Below are 22959 nucleotides of genomic sequence, written 5' to 3' on the forward strand. Positions count from 1 at the left end.
GCAGCACGTCCCGCGCTCGGCCCGGACTCTTCCGGTGACGAGTGAACAGATGGGCGGCGGTGGCAAGGCGAAGGTCGTGGGCGGTGGCGTCCTCCGCGACGAACTGCAGGACGCCGCAGAGGACCAGCGCCACCGGCCGGGTGAAGTCCAGTGTCTCCGCGGCCCCCGCCAGGATCCGCCGCGGGTCGCGGACGTCGGCGTCCAGGTAGGCCGTCGCGCCCTCGGGGGCGGAGTTCAGCAGGGCGCGGGCGTGGGCGAGGACCAGGGGGTCGTTGTCCACGTAGACGATGCGGCACTCCGGTGCGATGCCCTGGGCCACGTCGTGGGTGTTGCTCGCCGTTGGCAGGCCCGTGCCGATGTCGAGGAACTGCCGGATGCCCGCCTCGCCGACCAGGTACCGGACCGCGCGGTCCAGGAAGCGGCGGTTGCCGCGGGCGTTCTCACGGATCTCGGGGAAGTAGGCGGCGATCCGGTCGCCCATCTCCCGGTCGGGGGCGTAGTTGTCTTTGCCGCCGTGAAGTCGGCCCGGGGCGCGGTTCCGGTCTTTCGACCGGCCCGTTTCCCCGAACCGCTTCCCGAACCCGCCGTGCGCGTCTCCGCGCAACGGGCTCTCCGCAAGTCCCGTTTGGGAACGATGATGCGTTACGCGGCCGCCGCCCACGGAGACGGAATCTTGGTTCCCCTGTACCGGTACCGAGTGGTGCTGATGGTTCCGGTGTGGAGGAGTTTGATTTGTCCGTCACGTGGTTGCCATCCTCCGGCGCAGTAGCGGCGCCGGAGTTCCTTCCAAGTGATCCCCCGGTGTTTGCGTCGAATCCAGGCGATGACCTGATACCAGGCGACCTTCGCCAGGTACCCGAACGCCTTGCTCGACACCCCGGGCCGGAAGTAGGCGCACCAGCCCCGCAGTACCGGGTTGAGCTGATACAGCAGGGTGGAAAGCGGTTGGTTCGTGCTCGTATTACGGCAGATGCGCTTCACCTTCCTGCAGATGACGCGCAGCGCCTTCCTTGCAGGGTAGGTGTACACGTACTCCCGTTTCTCGCTCGCTTTAACATGACGCTGGATGCGCCACCCAAGAAAGTCGAGACCCTCGTCAATGTGGGTAATCAAGGTCTTCGCGTCGGCCAGGCGTAGCCCCATCGTCGCAAGAACCTCAGCCACTTCCTCCTTGAGGGCTTCCGCCCCTTCCCGTGTGCCTCTGACCATCAGGCACCAGTCATCCGCATATCGAATGAGTCGAAAATTGGGGAGCCCCTGACGACGACGAACGCGCCGTTGCCATTCACTACTGGACGGTCCTCCGGGAGCCTGTTCGATGTACTCGTCCAGAACCGAGAGAGCCACATTGCTCAGTAGCGGAGAAAGGATCGACCCTTGAGGGGTTCCGGTGTTCGTTTCCGTCAGGGATCCATCCTCGGAGAGGATGCCCGACTTCAGGAACGCCTTCACCAGTGCCAGCACTCGCTTGTCTCCAACACGCATCCGCACCCGATCCATTAGCGCGGAGTGCGAAATCTCGTCGAAGCAGGCTTTGATGTCGCCCTCGACCACCCATTCGTACTGACGTGGGCGAGACGAGTAGTAACGGATCTCGGCCACGGCGTCGTGGGCCCTCCTGTTCGGCCGGAACCCGTATGAACACGGGAGAAAATCCGCCTCGAAGATGGGCTCCAGCACCAGCTTCAGGGACGCCTGTACCACTCGGTCACACACGGTCGCAATACCTAGACGGCGCTTCTTCCCGTCCGATTTGGGAATCATGCGCTCCCGTGCCGGTAACGGGCTGAAGCTCCGATCCTTCAACTGCGACCGTAATCCACCGAGGAATTCTTCCACCCCGGCAGACTCGATCGAGAAGGCTGACCGGCCGTCAATCCCGGCCGACCGAGCACCCCTGTTGCTCCTCACGCGATCCCATGCGACCAGAAGGAAGTCAGGATCGCAGACAAGGTTATACAAGTCATCAAACCGGCGGTGACCATTCTCGTTTGACCAACGGTGTAGCTTGGCCTGAATCTCCAGTACCCGGCGCTCGACCCTGAACGGGACATACGATCGCTCCGGATCATCGATGTTCACCAATGCGCTCCTGGCATTTCAGTTCCGCCCTACAGACTTGCTGGCCCCCTTCCCCATGTACACGCCTTTCGCGTGCTCGGAGTACTACGGGGCCTCCGCCCTGCTCATGGCCATCAGTCGGCAACGGACCTGCCCTGACATGCCGCAGGCTGCAGCAGGCTTTGGGCGGTCACGAGCAGTTCCCACGTTCACCGCATGACCGATCGGACAGTTAGGCACCCGGCTGTACTCCGGCAGCTTCGCCACGGCTACGCCGCAGACTTTCACCATGGCCCCTGCTGGCAGCTGACTGAAACTCCCAGCAAGGATGGACACCTCTGACTCACAGGCGCCCAACTACTGCACATCGGCCCATATCTGCCAGATTTGAGCCGACGGAACTCTTACGGAGCGTCTGCCACCGATTCGCTTTCACTGTACCTTCTGTCCTCGATTGCCGAACCCGACCCATCTGACAGTTCTGAGCCGTTCCGGCGTTGTCGGGGCTGCTTGCCGTCCTCGCCGGCGTTCCCCGGGTCGGACTGCCCCCATCTTCGGTCAGGCCACTGCGACGGCCCTACGGCGGAGGTCTTTCACCTCCGCTCGGTCATACGGCGCCTCGTGGCGCAACAGCCAGTAGTTCCAGATCCGCGCCGAGTGCGGCACCGTCGCGTCGATCGGCGATCCGGATCCGTCGGGGGGTAACGCGTCGTGTCCCATGGGAGCTGTCCTCCGCTTCGCGAGTGGCGGGCAAGCTACAGCAAGCGCGAGGAGCGCCCGCAGACGCAGGGCAGGCGGATGTGGCGGCGGCCGGCCGCTGGACGGACCTGCTCGCGGACGGCACCGGCCGCGGGGGCACCGGCCGCTGGGGGCGGGGGGAAGCCGGCGGCGGGCAAGGCGCGTTCGCGCGGTGTCCCGGGGCCGGGGTCGGCAGCCCGGTTCCCGTCGGCGGTCGTCGCCGAACTGCCCGGCGCGGTGGGGAGGGCGGGCGTCGGGGTGGGCGACCTCGCATACGGACGCCCGAACGTGGGTTTTAGAGCATCGGGCCCCACCCGGCCCGACAGCCGCCTCCCCGAAAGGCCCGGCTCCGGCCGCAGCGGCGATCACACGTACCAGCCTGCGCCCGCCAGCACCTTGAACCCGCGCACCCGGGGAAGCGACCGGCGACGAGGCCGCCCCCGACGTATACAGCACCGAAACCCACGCACCCGGGGAAGCAACGCCCAACTCCCCACCGCATGGCATGTATCCGCCCAGCGATCGCCTACCGGGCCCGGCCCGCACCACCGGAAGCGGAGAAAATGAGCCGTAACTTGCGGTAACGCTCCTATCGAAGCGGAATGCTCCCGGCGCCGGGGACGGGGGTTCGGTGCGGGGTGGGTCCTTGTCGCTGGGCTGCCCGGCGTCGGGGGGAGGGCGGGCGTCGGGGTGGGCGGTCTCGTAGGTGAACGGGCCGACGTGGGTTTTGGAGCATCGGGGCCCCCGGCCGCCGGAGCCCAGCCACGTCCCCGAAGGAACCCGTTCCGGCCGCAGCGGCGATCACACGCAGCACCCCGCGCCCGCCAGCACCCGGAACCAGCCCGCCCGGGGAAGCGACCGGCGACGAAGCCGCCCCCGCCGCGTATCCGGGGAAGCGGCGCCCCACTCCCGGCCGCGTGGCGCGTGTCCGCCCGGCGGTGGCGTGCGGCGGGGCCCTGTGCGGCGCCGACTGGGCAGCGCGTGCCTGCCGCGGGGCGAAACTCGGGCTCCGGGGCCCGATCCGGCCCGGATCCGGGGGTGTTACCCCGAGTTACGACCCAATCCCTACGCTCCGGGCCTGGGAGCGTCTGTGTGCGCGCCGATGGGCGAAAGTCGGCCTGTGGGGGCGATTTGGCCTGGTTTCGTGGAGGGGTTGGCGAGAGTTCTGCCCGCCTGCGGTCAGCCGGGGCGGTCTGGGCGGGGCTGGCGCGTCTGGGTGGGCGAAAGTCGGGGCCGGTGGGCGATTTGGTCCGGTTCCCGGGGCGGATTACCCGAGTTCATCCCCGCCACATGCATTCCGAGTCGCCTGGAGGGTGGATGGTCGGATGGGTGCGTCCAGGCGGGCGAAAGTCCGCCCTTGAGGGCCGATTCGGACCGCATCCGGGCGTGTTACCGCGAGTTACGGCCCAATCTCTCCGCTCCCGCGGCACGGGCACCTGCCCCGGGACGTTCGGGCGGAAAGTGCGCCGTGGGGCGGGGAGTGGGGCGCGGCTTGACCTGGGTGGGCGGGTTCCGGTGCTGCATACGGCGGGGGCGGCTTCGTCGCCGGTCGCTTCCCCGGGCGGGCTGGTTCCGGGTGCTGGCGGGCGCGGGGTGCTGCGTGTGATCGCCGCTGCGGCCGGAACGGGTTCCTTCGGGGACGTGGCTGGGCTCCGGCGGCCGGGGGCCCCGATGCTCCAACACCCACGTCGGCCCGTTCACCTACGAGACCGCCCACCCCGACGCCCGCCTTTCCCCCACCGCGCCGGGCAGTCCGGCGACGAGGGCTCGCGCCCACCGTGCCGCCGCCCCCGGGGCCGGGGAGCCTCCCGGTCTCGGCCCACCCCGTTACGGGGCTCCCGCCCCGGCGCCGGGAACGCCTCGTCCGCGGGCCCGCCCCGTACCGGGCTCCCGCCCCGGCGCCGGAAAGGTCTCGTCCGCGGGGCCCGCCCCGTTACGGGGCTCCCGCCCCGGCGCCGGGAGCGCCCGCAACCGGCCCGCCCCGGACCGGTCCTCGCCCCCACCCCGCCGGGAACACCCGCATCCGGTCCCACCCCGTACCGGGCTCCCACCCCGGCGCCGCAAGCGCCTGCAACCGGTCCCACCCCGCACCGGTCCTCGCCCCCACCCCGCCGGGGCCGCCCGCGACCGGATCAGGCCCGGCACCGGCCTTCGCCCCCCGCCCCCCGGCCACCGGCGACCGGCGACCGGCGACCTCGGCAACCGGACTGAGCCCGGATCCGTGGCGCCCGCCCACGCCCGCCGGGGACACCCGGCGGCGGAGCGCAGCCATCCTGGCGTCCGCCCCCGTCCACCGGGCCAATCCGCAACCGGGCCCGGCCCGTCTCAGGTCTTTCCCTCCGTCGCCCAGGGCATCGGTGCTCGGGGCAGACCCGGCACTCGGCGGCCCGCCCTCCGTCCACGGGGCGGGCAACGGCTACCGGCGCTTCTCCGCCGCGCACGTCCGCGCCCTACGCGCGTCTGCGCCCTACGCGCGTCCGCGACCTCGCCTTCGCCGTCTGCCCCGCCGCCGCGCGGCAGGCGATGCGGGAGATCCGTGTACGGCCGCGGGGCGAGGGGGCGGTGATCGGCGGGTACCACGCCGGGCTCCGACAGGAACGCGGGCGGGTGCTCGCCACCCGCGCCGGGACTTCGCGGCGCTACTCGCCCGCCGCCGCCCGGGAGGCACGCATCACCGCCGCCCTGCGCGCCGGCGGGTACCGGCACCGGCCGGGTGCCGCGCAGCACCGCGGGGGGTCGCCGCCCTGCGCGCGGGCGGGCACCGCATCCCGGACATACGGAGGGCGGTGACGGCCGTACGCGACCTCCGCGACGTGAGCCGCCCACTCGCCGCCCCCGACGCCCACCTGGAGGCGATCACCGCGCGCACGCCCGCCCTGCTGCGGGCCGGAGCCCTGCTCGCGGAGATCATCGACGTGCAGTCGGCCGCCTGACGTCCCGAGGGCGCCGGCCGATCCGGCCTCCCCCACGTCCCGAGGGCGCCGGCCGGTCCGGCCGCCCCCGGCTTTATATCGGGCAAACGCGGTTTTACTCCGCTTCTTACATCCGTCTCAGACGCCTCTCAGAATCCGCGGGGATCGTCGATGACATGACGGAGCAGACATACCGCACCAGCACCCAGCCCGCCTTCGTAGCCGGCCGTGACGGGGTCCTGCCCGCCGACCGGTCCGGCGCGGGCCACCCCCAGACCCTCGCCGGGACGCACGGCGGCGGGTACGCCGGGTTCGGCGCCCCGCCGCCGCCCCCCGCGGGGCCGCCGCGGCGCAGGCGGGCCAAGGGCCCCCTCGGGCTGCTCGCCGCCGCCGCGCTCGTCGCCGCCATCGTCGGGGGCGGCAGCGCCGCCCTCGTCGGGGAGCTGACCGATTCGTCCGGTACGAGCACCAGCGCCTCCAGCCCCGCCAGCGGCACCCAGGTCTCCTCCGGGAACAGCGGCTCCGTCGCCGGCGTCGCCGCCGCCGTCAGCCCCAGCGTCGTGGAGATCCAGTCCTCCTCGACCGCCGGGCAGTCGACGGGCTCCGGGGTGATCGTCACCGAGAGCGGCGAGATCCTCACCAACAACCACGTCGTCTCCGGCGCCGAGCAGGTCCAGGTCACCTTCAGCGACGGCTCCACCGCCGCCGCCGACGTCGTCGGCACCGACCCCGACCTCGACATGGCCCTCATCAAGGTGCAGGGCAAGAGCGGCCTCAAGCCCGCCACCCTCGGCGACTCCGACTCCCTGAAGGTCGGCGACGAGGTCGTCGCCATCGGCTCCCCCGAGGGCCTGAGCGGCAGCGTCACCAGCGGCATCGTCTCCGCGCTCGACCGCGACGTGACCGTCGAGAAGGAGCAGCAGCAGCCGCAGAGCGGCGAGCAGTGGCCGTTCGGCTTCGGCGGCGGCCAGTACAACGGGCGGCTCGGGTCGCAGACGACCACGTACCAGGCCATCCAGACCGACGCCTCGCTCAACCCCGGCAACTCCGGCGGCGCGCTCGTCGACATGAACGGCCGGATCGTCGGCATCAACTCGGCGATGTACGCGCCGCAGGACGGCTCCTCCGCGGGCAGCGTCGGCCTCGGCTTCGCCATCCCCGTCAACGATGTGAAGCACATCCTCGGCGACCTCAGGAACAATTGAGGCCGTGACCGAGCAGCAGCAGCGCATCCTGATCGTCGACGACGAACCGGCCGTACGCGAGGCGCTGGAGCGCAGCCTCGCCTTCGAGGGCTACGGGACCGAACTCGCCGTCGACGGTCTCGACGCCCTCGACAAGGCCGCCTCGTACCGGCCCGACCTCGTCGTCCTCGACGTGCTCATGCCCCGCATGGACGGCCTGACCGCCGCCCGCCGGCTGCGAGCCGCCGGGGACCGGACGCCCATCCTCATGCTCACCGCCCGCGACACCGTCGGCGACCGCGTGACGGGCCTCGACGCGGGCGCCGACGACTACCTCGTCAAGCCGTTCGAGCTGGACGAGCTCTTCGCCCGCATCCGCGCGCTGCTGCGGCGCCGCGCGTACGCCGAGGGCGGCGAGCCGGCCGGCACCGCCGAGACGCTGGAGTTCGGCGACCTGCGGATGGACCTCGCGGCCCGCGAGGTCAGCCGCGGCGGCCGTCCTGTGGAGCTGACCCGCACCGAGTTCACGCTGCTGGAGCTCTTCCTCAACCACCCGCGGCAGGTGCTCACCCGCGAGCAGATCCTCAAGGCGGTCTGGGGCTTCGACTTCGAGCCGTCCTCCAACTCCCTCGACGTGTACGTCATGTACCTCCGCCGCAAGACCGAGGCCGGCGGCGCCCCCCGGCTGGTGCACACGGTCCGCGGCGTCGGCTACGTCCTGCGCGCCCCGGAGCCCGGCGGCAGGGGCGCCGCCAGGTGACGTCCCGCTTCGGCCGCCTGCCCCTGCGCTCCCGGCTGGCCCTGCTCACCGCCGCGGCGATGGCGGTGGCGATCGCGGCGGCGGCGGTCTCCTGCTGGCTGATCACCCGCGACCAGCTCATGAGCCAGTTCGACCGTTCGCTGCGGCAGGCCGAGGTGCCGAGCACCCTGCCCGACATCTTCCGCACCGTCGGCTGCGTGGACGAACGCCCCCCGGGCCCGCCGGACGAGCTGAACACGGACCGGACGACCGCGCAGATCGTGCTCGCGGACGGCAGCGCCTGCTGGCTCCAGGGTGAGCACACGATCACCGTCACCGAGACGGACCAGGCGATCGCCGCCGGAGGCGGCCCGCAGCGCACCGAGGTCGTGCACGACGTCACCTCGGACGGCACCGAGTGGCGGGTCCGCACCATCAGCGGCGGCCTCACTGTGAACCGCCAGCCCGCCGCCATCTCCATCGCCCGGCCCCTCAGCGAGGTCACCGACCCCCTCAACACCCTCGCGCTCGTCCTCGCCCTCGTCGCGGGCGGCGGCGTCCTCGGCGCCGGGGCGATCGGGCTCGGCGTCGCCCGCGCGGGCCTGCGCCCCGTGGAGCGGCTGACGCATACCGTCGAGCACATCGCCCGTACCGAGGATCTCGCCGTCGAGATCCCCGTCGAGGGCGACGACGAGATCGCCCGGCTGTCCCGGTCGTTCAACGCCATGACCGCCGCCCTCGCCACCTCCCAGGAGCGGCAGCAGCAGCTCATCGCCGACGCCGGGCACGAGCTGCGGACGCCGCTGACCTCGCTGCGTACGAACATCGAGCTGCTCGCCCGCAGCGAGGAGTCCGGCCGCGAGCTGCCGCCGCGGCAGCGCAGGGAGCTGCTGGAGTCCGTCACCGCGCAGATGACCGAGCTGGCCGCGCTCATCGGCGACCTCCAGGAGCTGTCCCGGCCCGACGCCGCGCCGGACAAGGCCCAACTGGAGGTCGTCGCGCTGGACGAGATCGCCGAGCGGGCCGTGCGGCGGGTGCGGCTGCGGGCGCCGGAGGTGCGGATCGACGCGGAGCTGGCGCCCTGGTTCGTACGGGCCGAGCCCGCGGCGCTGGAGCGGGCCGTGGTCAACCTGCTGGACAACGCGGTGAAGTTCTCGCCCGCCGGCAGCCGGGTCGAGGTCGGGCTCGGCGGCGACGGGCTGCTGCGGGTGCGCGACCACGGGCCCGGCATCCCGGAGGCGGAGCTGCCGCACGTCTTCGAGCGGTTCTGGCGCTCGCCCTCGGCGCGCAGCCGGCCGGGCAGCGGGCTCGGGCTGTCGATCGTGGCCCGTACGGTGCAGCAGGCCGGCGGCACCGTGGCGCTGCGCCGGGCGGCCGGCGGCGGGACGGAGGCGCTGCTGCGGCTGCCGGGGGCGCCGGAGCCGCCGCCGGGGTCCTCAGCCGCGATCCGGGGTCGCGGGCCCGACCGGTCGGCGTAGCGCGGGGCGGCGGGCGCTGGGCCGTTCGGCCCACTGCGCCCGGGGCGGCGGCAGCGGCCGCGGGACCCGTACGGGGCGGGGTGAGACGGAATCGAAGGACATGCCTCTTTCGGGTGACGGTACCGCGCGCCGCTGACCAACTGGGGTATCTCTGACGTGCCAGACACCCGTACGCCCACGCCCCCGCCGAGGAGAAACCCCCCATGACCGTCCGGCCCCTCGCCGCCGTCCTGGCCGCCACCGCCGCCGCCGTGCTGCTGCCGCTGACCGCCGCCTCCACCGCCTCCGCCGAGCGCCCGCTGCCCGAGCCGTTCGACGCCACGCACCTGCGGCTGACGACGAAGTACGTCAGCGACCGCGCCAAGGGCGGCTTCACGTATCTGAACTGCGACCCCGTCGGGGGCACGCACCCCGCGGCGGAGTCGGCCTGCACGGACCTGACGAAGGCCGACGGGCGGTTCGAGGACCTGTCCGACAAGCAGGGCGCGTGCACGATGCAGTACGAGCCCGTGGAGCTGCACGCCACCGGCACCTGGCGCGGCAAGCCCGTCGACTACGTCTCCGAGGTCTTCCCCAACCCCTGCATGGCGGACCTCGCGACCGGCGGCAACGTCTTCAACTTCTAGCCGTCCCGGCCCCGGCCACCACCGCGGTGGGGCGCGAGCGCCCTACGGCTGGCGCCCCACCGCGCCGTACGCGTCGATCGGCTTCGCCGTGCCCACCTTCGGCGCGCCGGGGCGCCAGCGGGTGATCGGCACCATGCCGGGTTCGAGCAGCTCAAGACCCTCGAAGCAGCGGGCCAGCTCGTCCGGGCCGCGCAGGTGGTACGGGATGCCGCCGGCCTCGATGAGCTTCTCGCCGCCCTCGACGACGGCCTCGCCGGTGTCGGTGCCGTCCCACAGCACCAGGTGGCTGCCCGGCGGCACGGCGTCCATGACCCGGCCCACGATGCGGCGCAGCTCGCTCAGCTCCGGCTCGTAGCCCAGCACTCCCATGAACATCACCGCCACCGGCTCCGTGAGGTCCAGGGTGTCCGCCGCGCCGGCGAGGATCCGCTCCGGGTCGTGGTAGTCGGCGTGGACGTAGGCCGTCACGCCTTCGGGGCGGGTGTTGACCAGCAGGGCGCGGGCGTGCGCCAGCACCAGCGGGTCGTTGTCGACGTACACGACGCGGGCCGCGGGAGCGCTCTGCTGCGCCACCTCGTGGGTGTTCTGCATCGTGGGCAGGCCGGTGCCGACGTCCAGGAACTGCCGGATCCCTGCCTCCCCCGCCAGGTGGGAGACGACGCGGATGAGGAACTGGCGGGACTGCCGGGCCATCGTGACGATGTCCGGGTAGACCTCCGCCACGGCATCGCCCGCGGCGCGGTCGGACTCGTAGTTGTCCTTGCCGCCGTGAAGTCGGCCCGGGGCGCGGTTCCGGTCTTTCGACCGGCCCGTTTCCCCGAACCGCTTCCCGAACCCGCCGTGCGCGTCTCCGCGCAACGGGCTCTCCGCAAGTCCCGTTTGGGAACGATGATGCGTTACGCGGCCGCCGCCCACGGAGACGGAATCTTGGTTCCCCTGTACCGGTACCGAGTGGTGCTGATGGTTCCGGTGTGGAGGAGTTTGATTTGTCCGTCACGTGGTTGCCATCCTCCGGCGCAGTAGCGGCGCCGGAGTTCCTTCCAAGTGATCCCCCGGTGTTTGCGTCGAATCCAGGCGATGACCTGATACCAGGCGACCTTCGCCAGGTACCCGAACGCCTTGCTCGACACCCCGGGCCGGAAGTAGGCGCACCAGCCCCGCAGTACCGGGTTGAGCTGATACAGCAGGGTGGAAAGCGGTTGGTTCGTGCTCGTATTACGGCAGATGCGCTTCACCTTCCTGCAGATGACGCGCAGCGCCTTCCTTGCAGGGTAGGTGTACACGTACTCCCGTTTCTCGCTCGCTTTAACATGACGCTGGATGCGCCACCCAAGAAAGTCGAGACCCTCGTCAATGTGGGTAATCAAGGTCTTCGCGTCGGCCAGGCGTAGCCCCATCGTCGCAAGAACCTCAGCCACTTCCTCCTTGAGGGCTTCCGCCCCTTCCCGTGTGCCTCTGACCATCAGGCACCAGTCATCCGCATATCGAATGAGTCGAAAATTGGGGAGCCCCTGACGACGACGAACGCGCCGTTGCCATTCACTACTGGACGGTCCTCCGGGAGCCTGTTCGATGTACTCGTCCAGAACCGAGAGAGCCACATTGCTCAGTAGCGGAGAAAGGATCGACCCTTGAGGGGTTCCGGTGTTCGTTTCCGTCAGGGATCCATCCTCGGAGAGGATGCCCGACTTCAGGAACGCCTTCACCAGTGCCAGCACTCGCTTGTCTCCAACACGCATCCGCACCCGATCCATTAGCGCGGAGTGCGAAATCTCGTCGAAGCAGGCTTTGATGTCGCCCTCGACCACCCATTCGTACTGACGTGGGCGAGACGAGTAGTAACGGATCTCGGCCACGGCGTCGTGGGCCCTCCTGTTCGGCCGGAACCCGTATGAACACGGGAGAAAATCCGCCTCGAAGATGGGCTCCAGCACCAGCTTCAGGGACGCCTGTACCACTCGGTCACACACGGTCGCAATACCTAGACGGCGCTTCTTCCCGTCCGATTTGGGAATCATGCGCTCCCGTGCCGGTAACGGGCTGAAGCTCCGATCCTTCAACTGCGACCGTAATCCACCGAGGAATTCTTCCACCCCGGCAGACTCGATCGAGAAGGCTGACCGGCCGTCAATCCCGGCCGACCGAGCACCCCTGTTGCTCCTCACGCGATCCCATGCGACCAGAAGGAAGTCAGGATCGCAGACAAGGTTATACAAGTCATCAAACCGGCGGTGACCATTCTCGTTTGACCAACGGTGTAGCTTGGCCTGAATCTCCAGTACCCGGCGCTCGACCCTGAACGGGACATACGATCGCTCCGGATCATCGATGTTCACCAATGCGCTCCTGGCATTTCAGTTCCGCCCTACAGACTTGCTGGCCCCCTTCCCCATGTACACGCCTTTCGCGTGCTCGGAGTACTACGGGGCCTCCGCCCTGCTCATGGCCATCAGTCGGCAACGGACCTGCCCTGACATGCCGCAGGCTGCAGCAGGCTTTGGGCGGTCACGAGCAGTTCCCACGTTCACCGCATGACCGATCGGACAGTTAGGCACCCGGCTGTACTCCGGCAGCTTCGCCACGGCTACGCCGCAGACTTTCACCATGGCCCCTGCTGGCAGCTGACTGAAACTCCCAGCAAGGATGGACACCTCTGACTCACAGGCGCCCAACTACTGCACATCGGCCCATATCTGCCAGATTTGAGCCGACGGAACTCTTACGGAGCGTCTGCCACCGATTCGCTTTCACTGTACCTTCTGTCCTCGATTGCCGAACCCGACCCATCTGACAGTTCTGAGCCGTTCCGGCGTTGTCGGGGCTGCTTGCCGTCCTCGCCGGCGTTCCCCGGGTCGGACTGCCCCCATCTTCGGTCAGGCCACTGCGACGGCCCTACGGCGGAGGTCTTTCACCTCCGCTCGGTCATACGGCGCCTCGTGGCGCAACATCCAGTAGTTCCAGATCCGCGCCGCGTGCGGCACGGTGGGGTCGACCGCCGGTGGTGCCGCGTCCTCGTTGCTCATCGTGACCGTCCTACCGGGAGTGGGCTGCGCCGGAAGGGCCCGTCCCGCCGGGGAGTCGGGGAGGGACGCGCCGGAGGACCATCACAGCAGAAGGGGGTGAGCGGCGCAGGCGATTCCGGCCGCCCAGCCGCTCACCCCTCCGAGGGTCTCCCCGGTCGCTTACGGCTGCCCGATCACCGTGATCCGGTCGGCGGCCGGCGGTGCCAGCGGCTTGTCCGCGCTGGAGTTCGCCGTCAGGTAGCTCTCCAGGGCGGCCAGGTCGTCCCCGCCGACCAGCGGGTCCGTACCGTCGGCGAGGGTGGGGAAGCCATCGCCGCCGCCGGCGAGGAAGGAGTTGACGGCGACCCGGTAGGTGGCCGCGGGGTCGAGCGGCTGCCCGTCGAGCCTGACCGAGTCGGCGGCGATGCGGTCGGCGCCGGACTTCGTGAAGTCCAGCGTGTACGTCAGCCCCGCGGACGGCTGCAGGACCTTCGGCGCCGCCTCGTTGGCGCCGCTGACCTGCTCGCGGAGCACCTGGAGAAGCTGCTCGCCGGTCAGGCTGGTCAGGTTCACGGTGTTCGAGAACGGCTGGACCGTGAAGCCCTCCCCGTACGTGACGACCCCGTCGCCCTCGTCGCCGGCCGCCGCGTACGTGATGCCCGCGCGGATACCGCCCGGGTTCATCAGCGCCACCTGGGCGCCCTCGTCGAGCGTCCTGGCGTGGGCCAACTGCGCGTCGGCGATGAGGTCGCCGAGCGGGGACTCGGTGCCCTCGCGCGGGATGTCGCCGGAGACGTAGCCGACGGGCTTGGCGGCGATCGGCGCGGCGAGCGCGTTCCACTCCTCGATCAGCGAGGTCATGTCCCGCGCCCGGCGCTGCTCGCGGTCGACCACGTGGTTCTCGGCGTCCGGCAGCTTGGTCGCGGTGCGCACGATGTCGCCGGTGCGGCGGTCGTACGTCAGCGTGGTGTCGGTGTAGAGCCGGCCGAAGGACGACGCGGAGGTGACGCTGCGCGGGTTGCCCTTCGGGTCGGGGATGGTGCAGGCGTACGGCTGGTGGGTGTGTCCGGTGACGAAGGCGTCGACGCTCGCCGTCGTCCCCTTGGCGATCTCGGCGACCGGACCGGAGATCCCGGCGCCGGGGCCCGGGGTGTCACAGTCGTAGTTGTACGCGCCGCCCGCCGAGGCCGCGGGGTACCCGCCCTCGTGGACCAGGGCGACGATGGACTCCACGCCCTGGCGCCGCAGTTGCTTCGCGTACTCGTCGATCGTCTCGATCTCGTCGTGGAACTTCAGGCCCTTGACGCCCTCCGCCGAGACGATGTCCGGGGTCGCCTCCAGCGTCACGCCGATGAAGCCGATCTTCACGCCCTTCTGCTCCCAGACGTACACCGGGTCGAGGGCCGGCTTGCCGGTCTTCTCGTCGGTGACGTTGGCGGCGAGGTACGGGAAGTCGGCGCCGCCGTAGGTGCGGTCCTCCTTGTAGCCGCCGTCCTCCGGGTGGTTGCCGCCGTCCTGGAGGCGCCGCAGCTCGGCGATGCCCTCGTCGAACTCGTGGTTGCCGACGCCCGCGACGTCGAGGCCGAGGCCGTTCATGGCCTCGACGGTGGGCTCGTCGTGGAAGAGGCCGGAGATCAGCGGGCTGGCGCCGACGATGTCGCCGGCGGCGGCGGTGACGGAGTAGCGGTTGCCCTTGCGGGCGTCGCGCAGGGAGGTGGCGAGGTACTCGACCCCGCCGGCCTTGACGGTCTTCTTCGAGCCGTCCGGCTGGAGTTCCGCGACCTCTCCCGAGGAGCCCTGCGGGGGTTCGAGGTTGCCGTGGAAGTCGTTGAAGGACAGCAGTTGGACATCGACGGTACGGCTGCGGTCCTGCTTGTCCGCGCTGTCCGCGCCCGCGGGCTGCGCGGCGGCGAACAGGCTGCCGGCCACCGCCAGCGCGGCGGCACCGGCCGTGGCCCGCCGCCCTCTTCGTGTCGTACGGAACCTGCCTGACGGCTCTGTTCTCCCAGACCTCACTGCGAACGCCCCCTCGGCGCGACGTGGAAACTCCGCTCGGCAGCTTAAGGTCGACGCGCGTAGCGCGTCTCCAACAAGGACTGAACTATTCCCAAAGCTTGTCGGGCGTCCCGCTGGCCTTAGGCTTTCTCCATGACGGAGTCCGGTAAGACCGACACGGGGAAGCCGCGCGGCAGGCGCATCGAGGTGCTCGACGAGCTCACGCCGTCCCAGTCCCACGCCGTGCTCGGCATCATCGACGCCGCCGCCGCGACCGACGGCCGGCCGGCCGTCTCCGAGCAGGGCCGGCTCACCCTGCGCAGAGGCCACCGCGAGGGCGTCAAGCACCTCCTCCTCTACGACGGCACGGAGCCGGCGGGCTACGCGCAGCTTGAGGAGACCGACCCCGTCGAGCCGCCCGCCGCCGAACTCGTCGTCCACCCCGACCACCGCCGCCGCGGCCACGGCCGGGCGCTGGGCCGCGCGCTGCTCACCGAGTCGGGGCAGCGGATGCGGCTGTGGGCGCACGGCGGCCACCCCGCCGCCCGGCACCTGGCGCAACTGCTCGGCCTCACGCTCTTCCGCGAGCTGCGCCAGTTGCGGATGCCGCTCGACGGGTACGCGGGCGAGGGCGCGCCCGAGCCGCGGCTGCCCGCGGGGGTCACGGTGCGTACGTTCCGGCCCGGCGAGGACGACGCGGAGTGGCTGGCCCTCAACGCCGCCGCCTTCGCCCACCACCCCGAGCAGGGCTCCCTCACGCAGGCCGACCTGGACGACCGGATGGCCGAGCCGTGGTTCGACCCGCGCGGCTTCTTCCTCGCCGAGCGCGCCGGGAAGCTCGTCGGCTTCCACTGGACGAAGGTGCACAGCGCGGAGCACCTCGGCGAGGTGTACGTCCTGGGGGTGCACCCCGACGCGCAGGGCGGCGGGCTCGGCAAGGCGCTGACGACGATCGGGCTGCGCCATCTGGCGTACGACCGCAGCATGCCCACGGCCATGCTCTACGTCGACGCCGACAACACCCCGGCGGTCGTCGTCTACGAGGGCATGGGCTTCAGCACCCACGAGACGGACCTGATGTACCGCACGGAGGGCTGACCAGGGCGGGCGGGCCGTACCACACACCGAGGGTTAGCCGTGTCGTTACCCTCGGTTCAACCTCAATTGCGAGCATCGATGGATGCAGCGCTCCGCCGCGAACCTCTCCACCGTGCCGGGTCAGGCCCGGACACGGGAGAATAGGGGCATGGACGACAGCTCGCCCCTCGTCACCCAGCCCGCGCAGCCGGCCCAGCCGTCGGTGGGCTCGATCGCCGCCCGCCGCCCGCACCCGGTGGCCCCCGCCATGCAGCGCGCGGCCCAGCAGATCGACCCGGACATCGACGCCGACGCCGACGACTACGACGGCCAGGAGGCGGACGAGGAACTGCCCCAGGGCCGCTTCCTGGACCGCGAGCGAAGCTGGCTGGCGTTCAACGAACGGGTGCTGGAGCTGGCCGAGGACCCAGCCACCCCGCTGCTGGAGCGGGCGAACTTCCTGGCGATCTTCGCCAGCAACCTGGACGAGTTCTTCATGGTGCGCGTCGCCGGCCTCAAGCGCCGCATCGCCACCGGCGTCGCCACCCGCTCCGCCTCCGGGCTGCAGCCGCGCGAGGTGCTGGACCTGATCTGGAACCGTTCGCGCGAGCTGATGGCCAGGCACGCCGCCTGCTTCCAGCAGGACGTGCAGCCGGCGCTGGCGGACGAGGGCATCCAGTTGATCCGCTGGGCCGATCTGGGCGAGAAGGAGCAGGCCCGGCTCTTCACCCTCTTCCGGCAGCAGATCTACCCGGTGCTGACGCCGCTGGCGGTCGACCCGGCACACCCGTTCCCGTACATATCGGGACTGTCCCTGAACCTCGCGGTCGTCGTCCGCAACCCCGTCAGCGGCCACCGGCACTTCGCCCGCGTCAAGGTGCCGCCGCTGCTGCCGCGGTTCCTGGAGACCGCCACGGTCGGCGGTGCGCAGCGGTTCGTACCGCTGGAGGACGTCATCGCGGCCCACCTCGAAGACCTCTTCCCGGGCATGGAGGTCCTCGCCCACCACACCTTCCGGGTCACGCGCAACGAGGACCTGGAGGTCGAGGAGGACGACGCGGAGAACCTGCTGAAGGCGCTGGAGAAGGAGCTGATGCGGCGCCGCTTCGGGCCGCCGGTGCGGCTGGAGGTGGAGGAGTCCATCGACCCGTACGTGCTGGACCTGCTGGTCCGCGAGCTGAAGATCTCCGAGGCCGAGGTCTATCCGCTGCCGGGACCGCTCGATCTCACCGGGCTCTTCGGCATCGCCGCGCAGGACCGGCCGGAGCTGAAGTACCCGAAGTTCGTCGCCGGCACGCACCGCGACCTCGCCGAGGTCGAGTCGGCCTCCGCTCCGGACATCTTCGCGGCGCTGCGCGAGCGCGACGTGCTGCTGCACCACCCGTACGACAGCTTCTCCACCTCCGTCCAGGCGTTCCTGGAGCAGGCGGCGGCGGACCCGGACGTGCTGGCCATCAAGCAGACGCTGTACCGCACGTCGGGCGACTCGCCGATCGTCGACGCCCTCATCGACGCGGCGGAGAGCGGCAAGCAGGTGCTGGTGCTGGTGGAGCTGAAGGCGCGCTTCGACGAGCAGGCGAACATCAAGTGGGCGCGGAAGCTGGAGGAGGCGGGCTGCCATGTCGTGTACGGGCTCGTCGGGCTGAAGACGCACTGCAAGCTGTCGCTCGTCGTACGGCAGGAGGGCGAGACCCTGCGCCGCTACAGCCACGTCGGCACCGGCAACTACCACCCGAAGACCGCGCGGCTGTATGAGGACCTGGGCCTGCTGACCGCCGACCCGCAGGTGGGCGCGGACCTCTCCGACCTGTTCAACCGGCTCTCGGGTTACTCGCGGCGGGAGAACTACCGCCGGCTGCTGGTCGCGCCGACGTCGGTGCGCGAGGGGCTGGTCCACCGGATCCACCGCGAGATCACGCACCACCGGGCCGGGCAGCCCGCGTACGTCCGCATCAAGGTCAACTCGATTGTCGACGAGGCGGTCATCGACGCCTGCTACCGGGCGTCGGCGGCGGGCGTGCCGGTCGACATCTGGGTGCGCGGCATCTGCGCGGTCAGGCCCGGGGTGCCGGGGCTCTCGGAGAACATCCGGGTACGCAGCGTCCTGGGCCGGTTCCTGGAGCACTCCCGGGTCTTCGCCTTCGGCAACGGGGGCGAGCCGGAGGTGTGGTTCGGCAGCGCGGACATGATGCACCGCAACCTCGACCGGCGCATCGAGGCGCTGGTCCGGGTCGCAGACCCGGCGCACCGCGAGGCGCTGAACCGGCTGCTGGAGACGGGCATGTCGGACACGGTCGACTCCTGGCGCCTCGACTCCAACGGCGACTGGACGCGCAACGCCGTGGACGACGCGGGGAACCGGCTGGCGAACGTACAGGAAATGCTCATCGACGCCCGGAGGCGCCGGCGTGTCATCGCCGCATGAGACATCCGTGACGGCCACGGCGGCGCCGGGCGGCGGCACGCTCGCCGCGGGCGAGGTGCTGGCCCGGTATCTGAGCACGCAGGCCACCGAGCTGCTCCGCGGCCTGCGGGACCTCCCGGCCCAGGAGACGGGCGCCGAGGCGGGCGCGGCGGCGGTCGCGGGCGCGGTCCACGACGCGGCGTTCCGCATCGCGGACGCGCTGGGCTGCTTCGGCCCGTTACTGGACCCGGAGTGGGCGGAGCGCCTGGAGGGCGAGCTGTACTGGCTGGGCACGACGGTGCTGCGCGAGCACGTGTACGCGGCGCGCCGGGACCGGCTGGTGACGGCGCTGCGGCGGCTGTCGGGGGAGGACGACGCGGACCCCGCGGCCGACGGGACGGGACGGCGGAACGGGGTGGCGGAGGCGGTCGGCACGGGGTACGCGGGCGGCGCGGTGCCGGGGGCACGGTCCCGCGCCGGCGGCGAAGCCGCGGCCGGCGCCGGTTCCGGGCGGGTGACCGCCGCCGGTGGGCGGCGTACCGGGGTGGCCACCGCTGCCGCGGTCGGCGCGCCGCGGGCCGTGGGGGCGGCCCGGGCCGGGGCGCTGCTGGAGCGGCGGCTGGGGCTGGCGCGGAGCCGGGCGCACTCCGAGGCGCTGGATGCGCTGACGTCCGCGCGGTACCACGCGCTCGCCGACGCTGTCGCGATGCTCGTCTCCGACGCGCCGCTGACCGGCGCCGCCCGGCGGTCCGCCGCCGCGCTGCCCGAGCACCACGACGAGCTGCGCCGCGTGCTGGCCGCCGCCGTCGCCGCGCTGCCGCTGGCCCGCGCCGGCCGCCCGTACAACGCCGCCGCCCTCGCCCGCGGGCTCGCCGCCCCCCGCGCACCCGCCGCCGACGACCGCGACGACGCCCCCTGGCGGCACGTCCACGCCCTCGTCCGCCGCGCCCGGCACGCCGCGGAGATCCTCGCAGCCTGCCCGCCCGGCACGGTCCCCGTACGCCCCGCGGGCCCGCCGCTGCCCGCGGCCGGCGCCGCGCTCGACCGCGACCGCGAGGCCGTCGAGGCCGCCGCGGCGGCCGCGGCCGCCGCCGCGACGCCGCGGATCGCCCCCGCCACCGCCTACGCCCTCGGCGTACTCCACGCCGACCAGCGCCACGAGGTGGAAGCCGCCCGCTTCACCTTCGGCAGGCTCTGGCAGACGAGAGGGGAGCAGGAGTGAAGGAGCACCCGACCCGCCCGATCCGCGCCGCGGGCTGCGTCCTGTGGCGTACCGCACCCGACGTCCCCGGCGGGCTGGAGATCGCTCTCGTCCACCGCCCCAAGTACGACGACTGGTCCCACCCCAAGGGCAAGCTCAAGCACGGCGAGGAGCCCCTGGCGGCCGCGGTCCGCGAGGTCGCCGAGGAGACGGGCATGGCCTGCGAGCCCGGCGCCCCGCTGCCCACGACCCACTACCGGGTGGCGGACGGCCGCCCCAAGGAGGTCCGCTACTGGGCCGCGCGGGCGGCCGCGGGCGCGTTCGTCCCGAACCACGAGGTGGACCGCGTCGTCTGGCTCCCCCCGGCCGCGGCCCGCCGCCGACTGACCCAGGGCCACGACCGCGCCCTGGTCGACGCCCTCCTGGCCACCCTGCCCTCCGAGGCGGCCTGAGGGACCGCGCCCGCCCCCGCGGGGCTACTGCGCCGCGTACTGTTCGGCGAACTCGCCCGTCGGCGCGATCGGCGTGATCACGTCGATGAGGATCCCGTTCGGGTCCGCGACGATGAAGTGCCGCTGCCCGAAGTCCTCGCTGCGCAGCTCCAGTTCGGGCCGCAGCCCCTCGCGGACGACGAGCCGCTCCCACTCCGCGTCCACGTCCGCGACCTCGAAGTTGAGCAGCAGCCCCCGCACGGCCGCCCGGTAGCCCTCGGGGACCGTGGGGTGCTCCGGGTCGAGGAGGGCCAGCTCGTACGCCGGGTCGCCGGGGCGGCGCAGGCTCACGTACCAGTCGGCCTCGAAGGTGACCTCGAAGCCCATCAGCCGGACGTAGAAGTCCCGGGACTCGGTCGGCCGGCTCGTGCCGATCACGGGATAGAAACTGGTCAGCTCCATGGCCGACTCCTTTCGCGTACCATCGGTATGTCAAAACCGTAGTTCGCATACCATCGGTACGTCAAATGGGGAGGTGCGCATGACCGCGCGCGGCGGAGTCAGGGCGGAGCAGCGGGCGCAGACCAGGCGGGCGCTGCTGCGGGAGAGCCGGCGGCTGTTCGCGGGCCGCGGCTACGGGGCCGTGGGGCTGGCCGAGATCGTGCGCGCGTCCGGCGTGACGAAGGGCGCGCTGTACCACCACTTCGACGGCAAGGCGGACCTCTTCCGCGCCGTCCTGGAGGAGGTGCAGCAGGAGGTCGGCCGGCGGGTCGCGGCGGCCGCCGGGCGGCACCCGGACCCCTGGGAGCAACTGACGGCCGGCTGCCGCGAGTTCCTCACCGCGAGCACCGACCCCGAGCTGCAGCGGATCATGCTCGTCGACGGGCCCGCGGTGCTGGGGTGGAGCGAGTGGCGGGCCATGGACGAGGCGGCGTCCGCGCGGCATCTGACGGAGGCGCTGACGGAACTGGTCGACGCGGGGGTGGTGGTGCGGCAGCCGGTGGCGCCGCTGGCGCACCTGCTGTCGGGCGCGATGAACGAGGCGGCGCTGTGGCTGGCCGCCGACGCAGGCCCCGGTGATCTCGCCGACACCTGGGCGGCGTTGGCCCGGATGCTGGACTCGCTCCGTACTACTCCGGGCGCTCCGGCCGCTCCGCGCGCGTCAGGTGCGTGAACGCCTCCAGGTTGCGCGTCGACTCCCCGCGGGCGGTACGCCACGCGTACTCCTTGCGGATCGCCGTCGCGAACCCCAGCTCCAGCAGCCTGTTGAAGCTGCCGTCCGCCGTCTCCAGCACCGTGCCCAGCACCCGGTCCAGCTCCTCAGGCGACACCGCGGCCAGCGGCAGCCGTCCGACGAGGTAGATGTCGCCGAGCCGGTCGACGGCGAAACCCACCCCGTACAGCCGGGTGTTGCGCTCCAGCAGCCAGCGGTGGACGCCGGCCTCGTTCTCGTCGGGGTGGCGGATCACGAAGGCGTTCACCGACAGGGAGTGCCGGCCGACGATGAGCTGGCAGGTGGTCGACAGCTTCCGGGTGCCGGGCAGGGAGGCGACGTACGTGCCCGGGGCGGGCGACTCGTACTCGATCCCGGCCTCGCGGAGGGTGTCCTCGACGACCTTGCCCGCCGCGCCCGCGGCCGTGTCCGTGCTCGCTGCCTCAGCCATGCGGCGATCGTAGGCGAGGCTCTACGGCGTGGGGGTACCCGGCGATCGCCGCGGCGTACACGTCGGCCGTCGCACGGGCGGCGGCGTCCCAGCCGAAGCCCGCCGCGTGCCCGGCCGCCGCCGTGCCCATCCGGCCGGCCAGCGCCGTGTCGGCGGCGAGCCGCCCCAGTGCGCCGGCGAAGTCCGCCGGGTCGTGCCCGTCGACCAGCAGCCCCGTGACGCCGTCGCGCACCGCGACCGGCAGCCCGCCGACCGCCGCCGCCACCACCGGCGTCCCGCACGCCTGCGCCTCCAGCGCGACCAGCCCGAACGACTCGCTGTACGACGGCATCACCAGCACCGACGCCGCCCGGAACCAGCGGGCCAGCGCCTCCTGCGCCACCGGCGGCGTGAACCGTACGACGTCGGATATCCCCAGCTTCGCCGCCAGCTTCTGCAGCGCCGCCGGCCTGGCAAGACCGCTCCCGCTCGGCCCGCCCACCACCGGCACCACCAGCCGCTCGCGCAGCGCCGGCTCCCGCTCCAGGAGCAGCGCCACGGCGTGCAGCAGCACGTCGGGGGCCTTGAGCGGCTGTATGCGGCCGGCGAACAGCGGCACGAAGGCGCCCTGCGGCAGCCCGAGCGCGGCGCGGGCCCGGGCGCGGGAGTCGCCGTGGCGGCCCGGACCCCCGGGGCGGAAGACGTCGAGGTTCACGCCGGGGCGCACGATGGCGACGCGGGCGGGGTCGGCGTCGTAGTGGTGGATCAGGTCGTGGGCCTCGTCGTCGGTGTTGGCGATGAGCCGCTCCGCGGCCCGTACGACCTGGCTCTCGCCGATGACGCGGGCGGGCGGCTCGGCGCTGTCGCCGGTGGCGAGGGCGGCGTTCTTGACCTTGGCCATGGTGTGCATCGCGTGCACGAGCGGCACGCCCCAGCGCTCGGCGGCGAGCCAGCCGACCTGGCCGGAGAGCCAGTAGTGGGAGTGCACGAGGTCGTAGAAGCCGGGGCGGTGCCCGGCCTCGGCCTGCATCACGCCGTGGGTGAACGCGCAGAGCTGTGCGGGCAGATCCTCCTTGGCCAGCCCCTCGTACGGGCCGGCGTCCACGTGCCGTACGAGCACCCCTGGCGCCAGCTCGACGACCGGCGGGAGACCGGCGGTGGTGGCACGGGTGAAGACCTCCACCTCGACGCCGATCTCGGCGAGGCGGCGGGCCAGTTCGACGATGTAGACGTTCATGCCCCCGGCGTCGCCGGTGCCCGGCTGATGGAGGGGTGAGGTGTGCACGGAGAGCATGGCGACGCGACGCGGCCGCCGGTGCCGCGCGAGCGCGCGGAGCCGGGACAGGTGGTGGCTCACGGCTGCTGTTTCCTCCTCGGAATCGCCGTCCTCCCCGCCGTCCTGGGAGGAACACCGGCGGCGGGGGGCTTCATTCCCGGGGTGGGTTCGGCGCGAGGGCCAAGGCCGCAG

At 71.9% G+C, this 22959-nt stretch carries 18 protein-coding genes and 1 pseudogene; 10 read left to right on the forward strand and 9 right to left on the reverse strand.

Translation table 11 applies throughout. The features are described 5' to 3' along the window. Positions 1 to 70: 70 nt before the first annotated feature. Both CXR04_RS20960 and ltrA (CXR04_RS20965) read right to left on the reverse strand, forming a co-directional pair. Positions 71 to 481: pseudogene (locus CXR04_RS20960) on the reverse strand (SAM-dependent methyltransferase); the annotation flags it as partial. Between the two features lie 161 nt (positions 482 to 642). Next, positions 643 to 2082, reverse strand: a complete 1440-nt coding sequence (ltrA, locus tag CXR04_RS20965) for a group II intron reverse transcriptase/maturase (RefSeq protein ID WP_101421458.1) — start codon at positions 2080 to 2082, stop codon at positions 643 to 645. Between the two features lie 3503 nt (positions 2083 to 5585). On the opposite strand from ltrA (CXR04_RS20965), the gene CXR04_RS36070 reads away from it, so the two are divergent. The 5 genes from CXR04_RS36070 (at position 5586) to CXR04_RS20990 (ending at position 9738) form a co-directional block, all read left to right on the forward strand. Beyond that, positions 5586 to 5732: a hypothetical protein gene (locus CXR04_RS36070; RefSeq protein WP_234380374.1), complete on the forward strand. Its 147-nt coding sequence runs from the start codon at positions 5586 to 5588 to the stop codon at positions 5730 to 5732. A 155-nt stretch (positions 5733 to 5887) separates the two neighbouring features. Beyond that, complete coding sequence (locus CXR04_RS20975; protein ID WP_234380375.1) at positions 5888 to 6916, forward strand: S1C family serine protease; 1029 nt, start codon at positions 5888 to 5890, stop codon at positions 6914 to 6916. Positions 6917 to 6920: 4 nt separating this feature from the next. Beyond that, the gene (locus tag CXR04_RS20980) at positions 6921 to 7655 is read left to right on the forward strand and encodes a response regulator transcription factor (protein ID WP_101423870.1); all 735 of its coding nucleotides are present in this window, start codon (positions 6921 to 6923) and stop codon (positions 7653 to 7655) included. Further along, positions 7652 to 9112, forward strand: coding sequence for a sensor histidine kinase (locus CXR04_RS20985; protein ID WP_101423871.1), 1461 nt, complete (start codon positions 7652 to 7654; stop codon positions 9110 to 9112). Before CXR04_RS20980 ends, CXR04_RS20985 begins: the two co-directional genes overlap by 4 nt. Before the next feature lie 203 nt (positions 9113 to 9315). Further along, positions 9316 to 9738, forward strand: a complete 423-nt coding sequence (locus CXR04_RS20990) for an SSI family serine proteinase inhibitor (protein WP_101423872.1) — start codon at positions 9316 to 9318, stop codon at positions 9736 to 9738. Positions 9739 to 9780: 42 nt separating this feature from the next. Here the strand turns inward: CXR04_RS20990 and CXR04_RS20995 are convergent, their stop codons facing one another. From CXR04_RS20995 to CXR04_RS21005, 4 genes are all read right to left on the reverse strand, one after another. Next, the gene (locus tag CXR04_RS20995; RefSeq protein WP_101423873.1) at positions 9781 to 10596 is read right to left on the reverse strand and encodes an SAM-dependent methyltransferase; all 816 of its coding nucleotides are present in this window, start codon (positions 10594 to 10596) and stop codon (positions 9781 to 9783) included. A 38-nt stretch (positions 10597 to 10634) separates the two neighbouring features. After that, complete coding sequence (gene ltrA / locus CXR04_RS21000; RefSeq protein ID WP_101421458.1) at positions 10635 to 12074, reverse strand: group II intron reverse transcriptase/maturase; 1440 nt, start codon at positions 12072 to 12074, stop codon at positions 10635 to 10637. 537 nt (positions 12075 to 12611) lie between these two features. Further along, on the reverse strand, positions 12612 to 12761 hold the full coding sequence (locus CXR04_RS34935) for a hypothetical protein (protein ID WP_159072368.1): 150 nt from the start codon (positions 12759 to 12761) through the stop codon (positions 12612 to 12614). A gap of 159 nt (positions 12762 to 12920) precedes the next feature. After that, entirely contained in the window at positions 12921 to 14756 is a 1836-nt protein-coding gene (locus CXR04_RS21005; protein ID WP_101423874.1) for a bifunctional metallophosphatase/5'-nucleotidase, read from the reverse strand. Between the two features lie 132 nt (positions 14757 to 14888). On the opposite strand from CXR04_RS21005, the gene mshD reads away from it, so the two are divergent. The 4 genes from mshD to CXR04_RS21025 all read left to right on the forward strand — a co-directional run bounded on the left by mshD (position 14889) and on the right by CXR04_RS21025 (position 19869). Continuing rightward, positions 14889 to 15833 carry a mycothiol synthase gene (gene mshD, locus CXR04_RS21010; RefSeq protein WP_101423875.1) on the forward strand — a complete coding sequence of 315 codons (945 nt, stop codon included), beginning with the start codon at positions 14889 to 14891 and terminating at the stop codon, positions 15831 to 15833. Positions 15834 to 15981: 148 nt separating this feature from the next. Then, a complete protein-coding gene (locus CXR04_RS21015) occupies positions 15982 to 18237 on the forward strand; it encodes an RNA degradosome polyphosphate kinase (protein WP_101423876.1) in 2256 nt (751 codons plus the stop codon). Positions 18238 to 18244: 7 nt separating this feature from the next. Next, on the forward strand, positions 18245 to 19438 hold the full coding sequence (locus CXR04_RS21020) for a CHAD domain-containing protein (RefSeq protein ID WP_101423877.1): 1194 nt from the start codon (positions 18245 to 18247) through the stop codon (positions 19436 to 19438). Continuing rightward, positions 19435 to 19869 (forward strand): NUDIX hydrolase, encoded by a 435-nt coding sequence (locus CXR04_RS21025; RefSeq protein WP_101423878.1) that lies wholly within the window; start codon positions 19435 to 19437, stop codon positions 19867 to 19869. Before CXR04_RS21020 ends, CXR04_RS21025 begins: the two co-directional genes overlap by 4 nt. A 24-nt stretch (positions 19870 to 19893) precedes the next feature. On the opposite strand, the gene CXR04_RS21030 is transcribed toward CXR04_RS21025, so the two are convergent. Then, the gene (locus tag CXR04_RS21030; protein ID WP_101423879.1) at positions 19894 to 20310 is read right to left on the reverse strand and encodes a VOC family protein; all 417 of its coding nucleotides are present in this window, start codon (positions 20308 to 20310) and stop codon (positions 19894 to 19896) included. Between the two features lie 79 nt (positions 20311 to 20389). Here CXR04_RS21030 and CXR04_RS21035 point away from each other — a divergent pair, with 79 nt between their 5' ends. Then, positions 20390 to 21022 (forward strand): TetR/AcrR family transcriptional regulator, encoded by a 633-nt coding sequence (locus tag CXR04_RS21035; RefSeq protein WP_101423880.1) that lies wholly within the window; start codon positions 20390 to 20392, stop codon positions 21020 to 21022. Here CXR04_RS21035 and CXR04_RS21040 read toward each other — a convergent pair. Both CXR04_RS21040 and mshA read right to left on the reverse strand, forming a co-directional pair. Beyond that, positions 20979 to 21512 carry a YbjN domain-containing protein gene (locus CXR04_RS21040; protein WP_101423881.1) on the reverse strand — a complete coding sequence of 178 codons (534 nt, stop codon included), beginning with the start codon at positions 21510 to 21512 and terminating at the stop codon, positions 20979 to 20981. The two genes, CXR04_RS21035 and CXR04_RS21040, sit on opposite strands and share 44 nt — an antisense overlap. Further along, positions 21505 to 22848 carry a D-inositol-3-phosphate glycosyltransferase gene (gene mshA / locus CXR04_RS21045; protein WP_101423882.1) on the reverse strand — a complete coding sequence of 448 codons (1344 nt, stop codon included), beginning with the start codon at positions 22846 to 22848 and terminating at the stop codon, positions 21505 to 21507. Before mshA ends, CXR04_RS21040 begins: the two co-directional genes overlap by 8 nt. Positions 22849 to 22959: the final 111 nt, after the last annotated feature.

This window comes from Streptomyces sp. CMB-StM0423, from assembly GCF_002847285.1.
Classification (GTDB): Bacteria; Actinomycetota; Actinomycetes; order Streptomycetales; family Streptomycetaceae; genus Streptomyces.

Coding starts and splice junctions, on each gene's coding strand:
- CXR04_RS20975 (WP_234380375.1), top strand. CDS start 5,888: ATGACGGAGCAGACATACCGCACCAGCACCCAGCCCGCCTTCGTAGCC.
- CXR04_RS20990 (WP_101423872.1), top strand. CDS start 9,316: ATGACCGTCCGGCCCCTCGCCGCCGTCCTGGCCGCCACCGCCGCCGCC.
- CXR04_RS34935 (WP_159072368.1), bottom strand. CDS start 12,761: ATGAGCAACGAGGACGCGGCACCACCGGCGGTCGACCCCACCGTGCCG.
- mshD (WP_101423875.1), top strand. CDS start 14,889: ATGACGGAGTCCGGTAAGACCGACACGGGGAAGCCGCGCGGCAGGCGC.
- CXR04_RS21015 (WP_101423876.1), top strand. CDS start 15,982: ATGGACGACAGCTCGCCCCTCGTCACCCAGCCCGCGCAGCCGGCCCAG.
- CXR04_RS21030 (WP_101423879.1), bottom strand. CDS start 20,310: ATGGAGCTGACCAGTTTCTATCCCGTGATCGGCACGAGCCGGCCGACC.
- CXR04_RS21035 (WP_101423880.1), top strand. CDS start 20,390: ATGACCGCGCGCGGCGGAGTCAGGGCGGAGCAGCGGGCGCAGACCAGG.
- CXR04_RS21040 (WP_101423881.1), bottom strand. CDS start 21,512: ATGGCTGAGGCAGCGAGCACGGACACGGCCGCGGGCGCGGCGGGCAAG.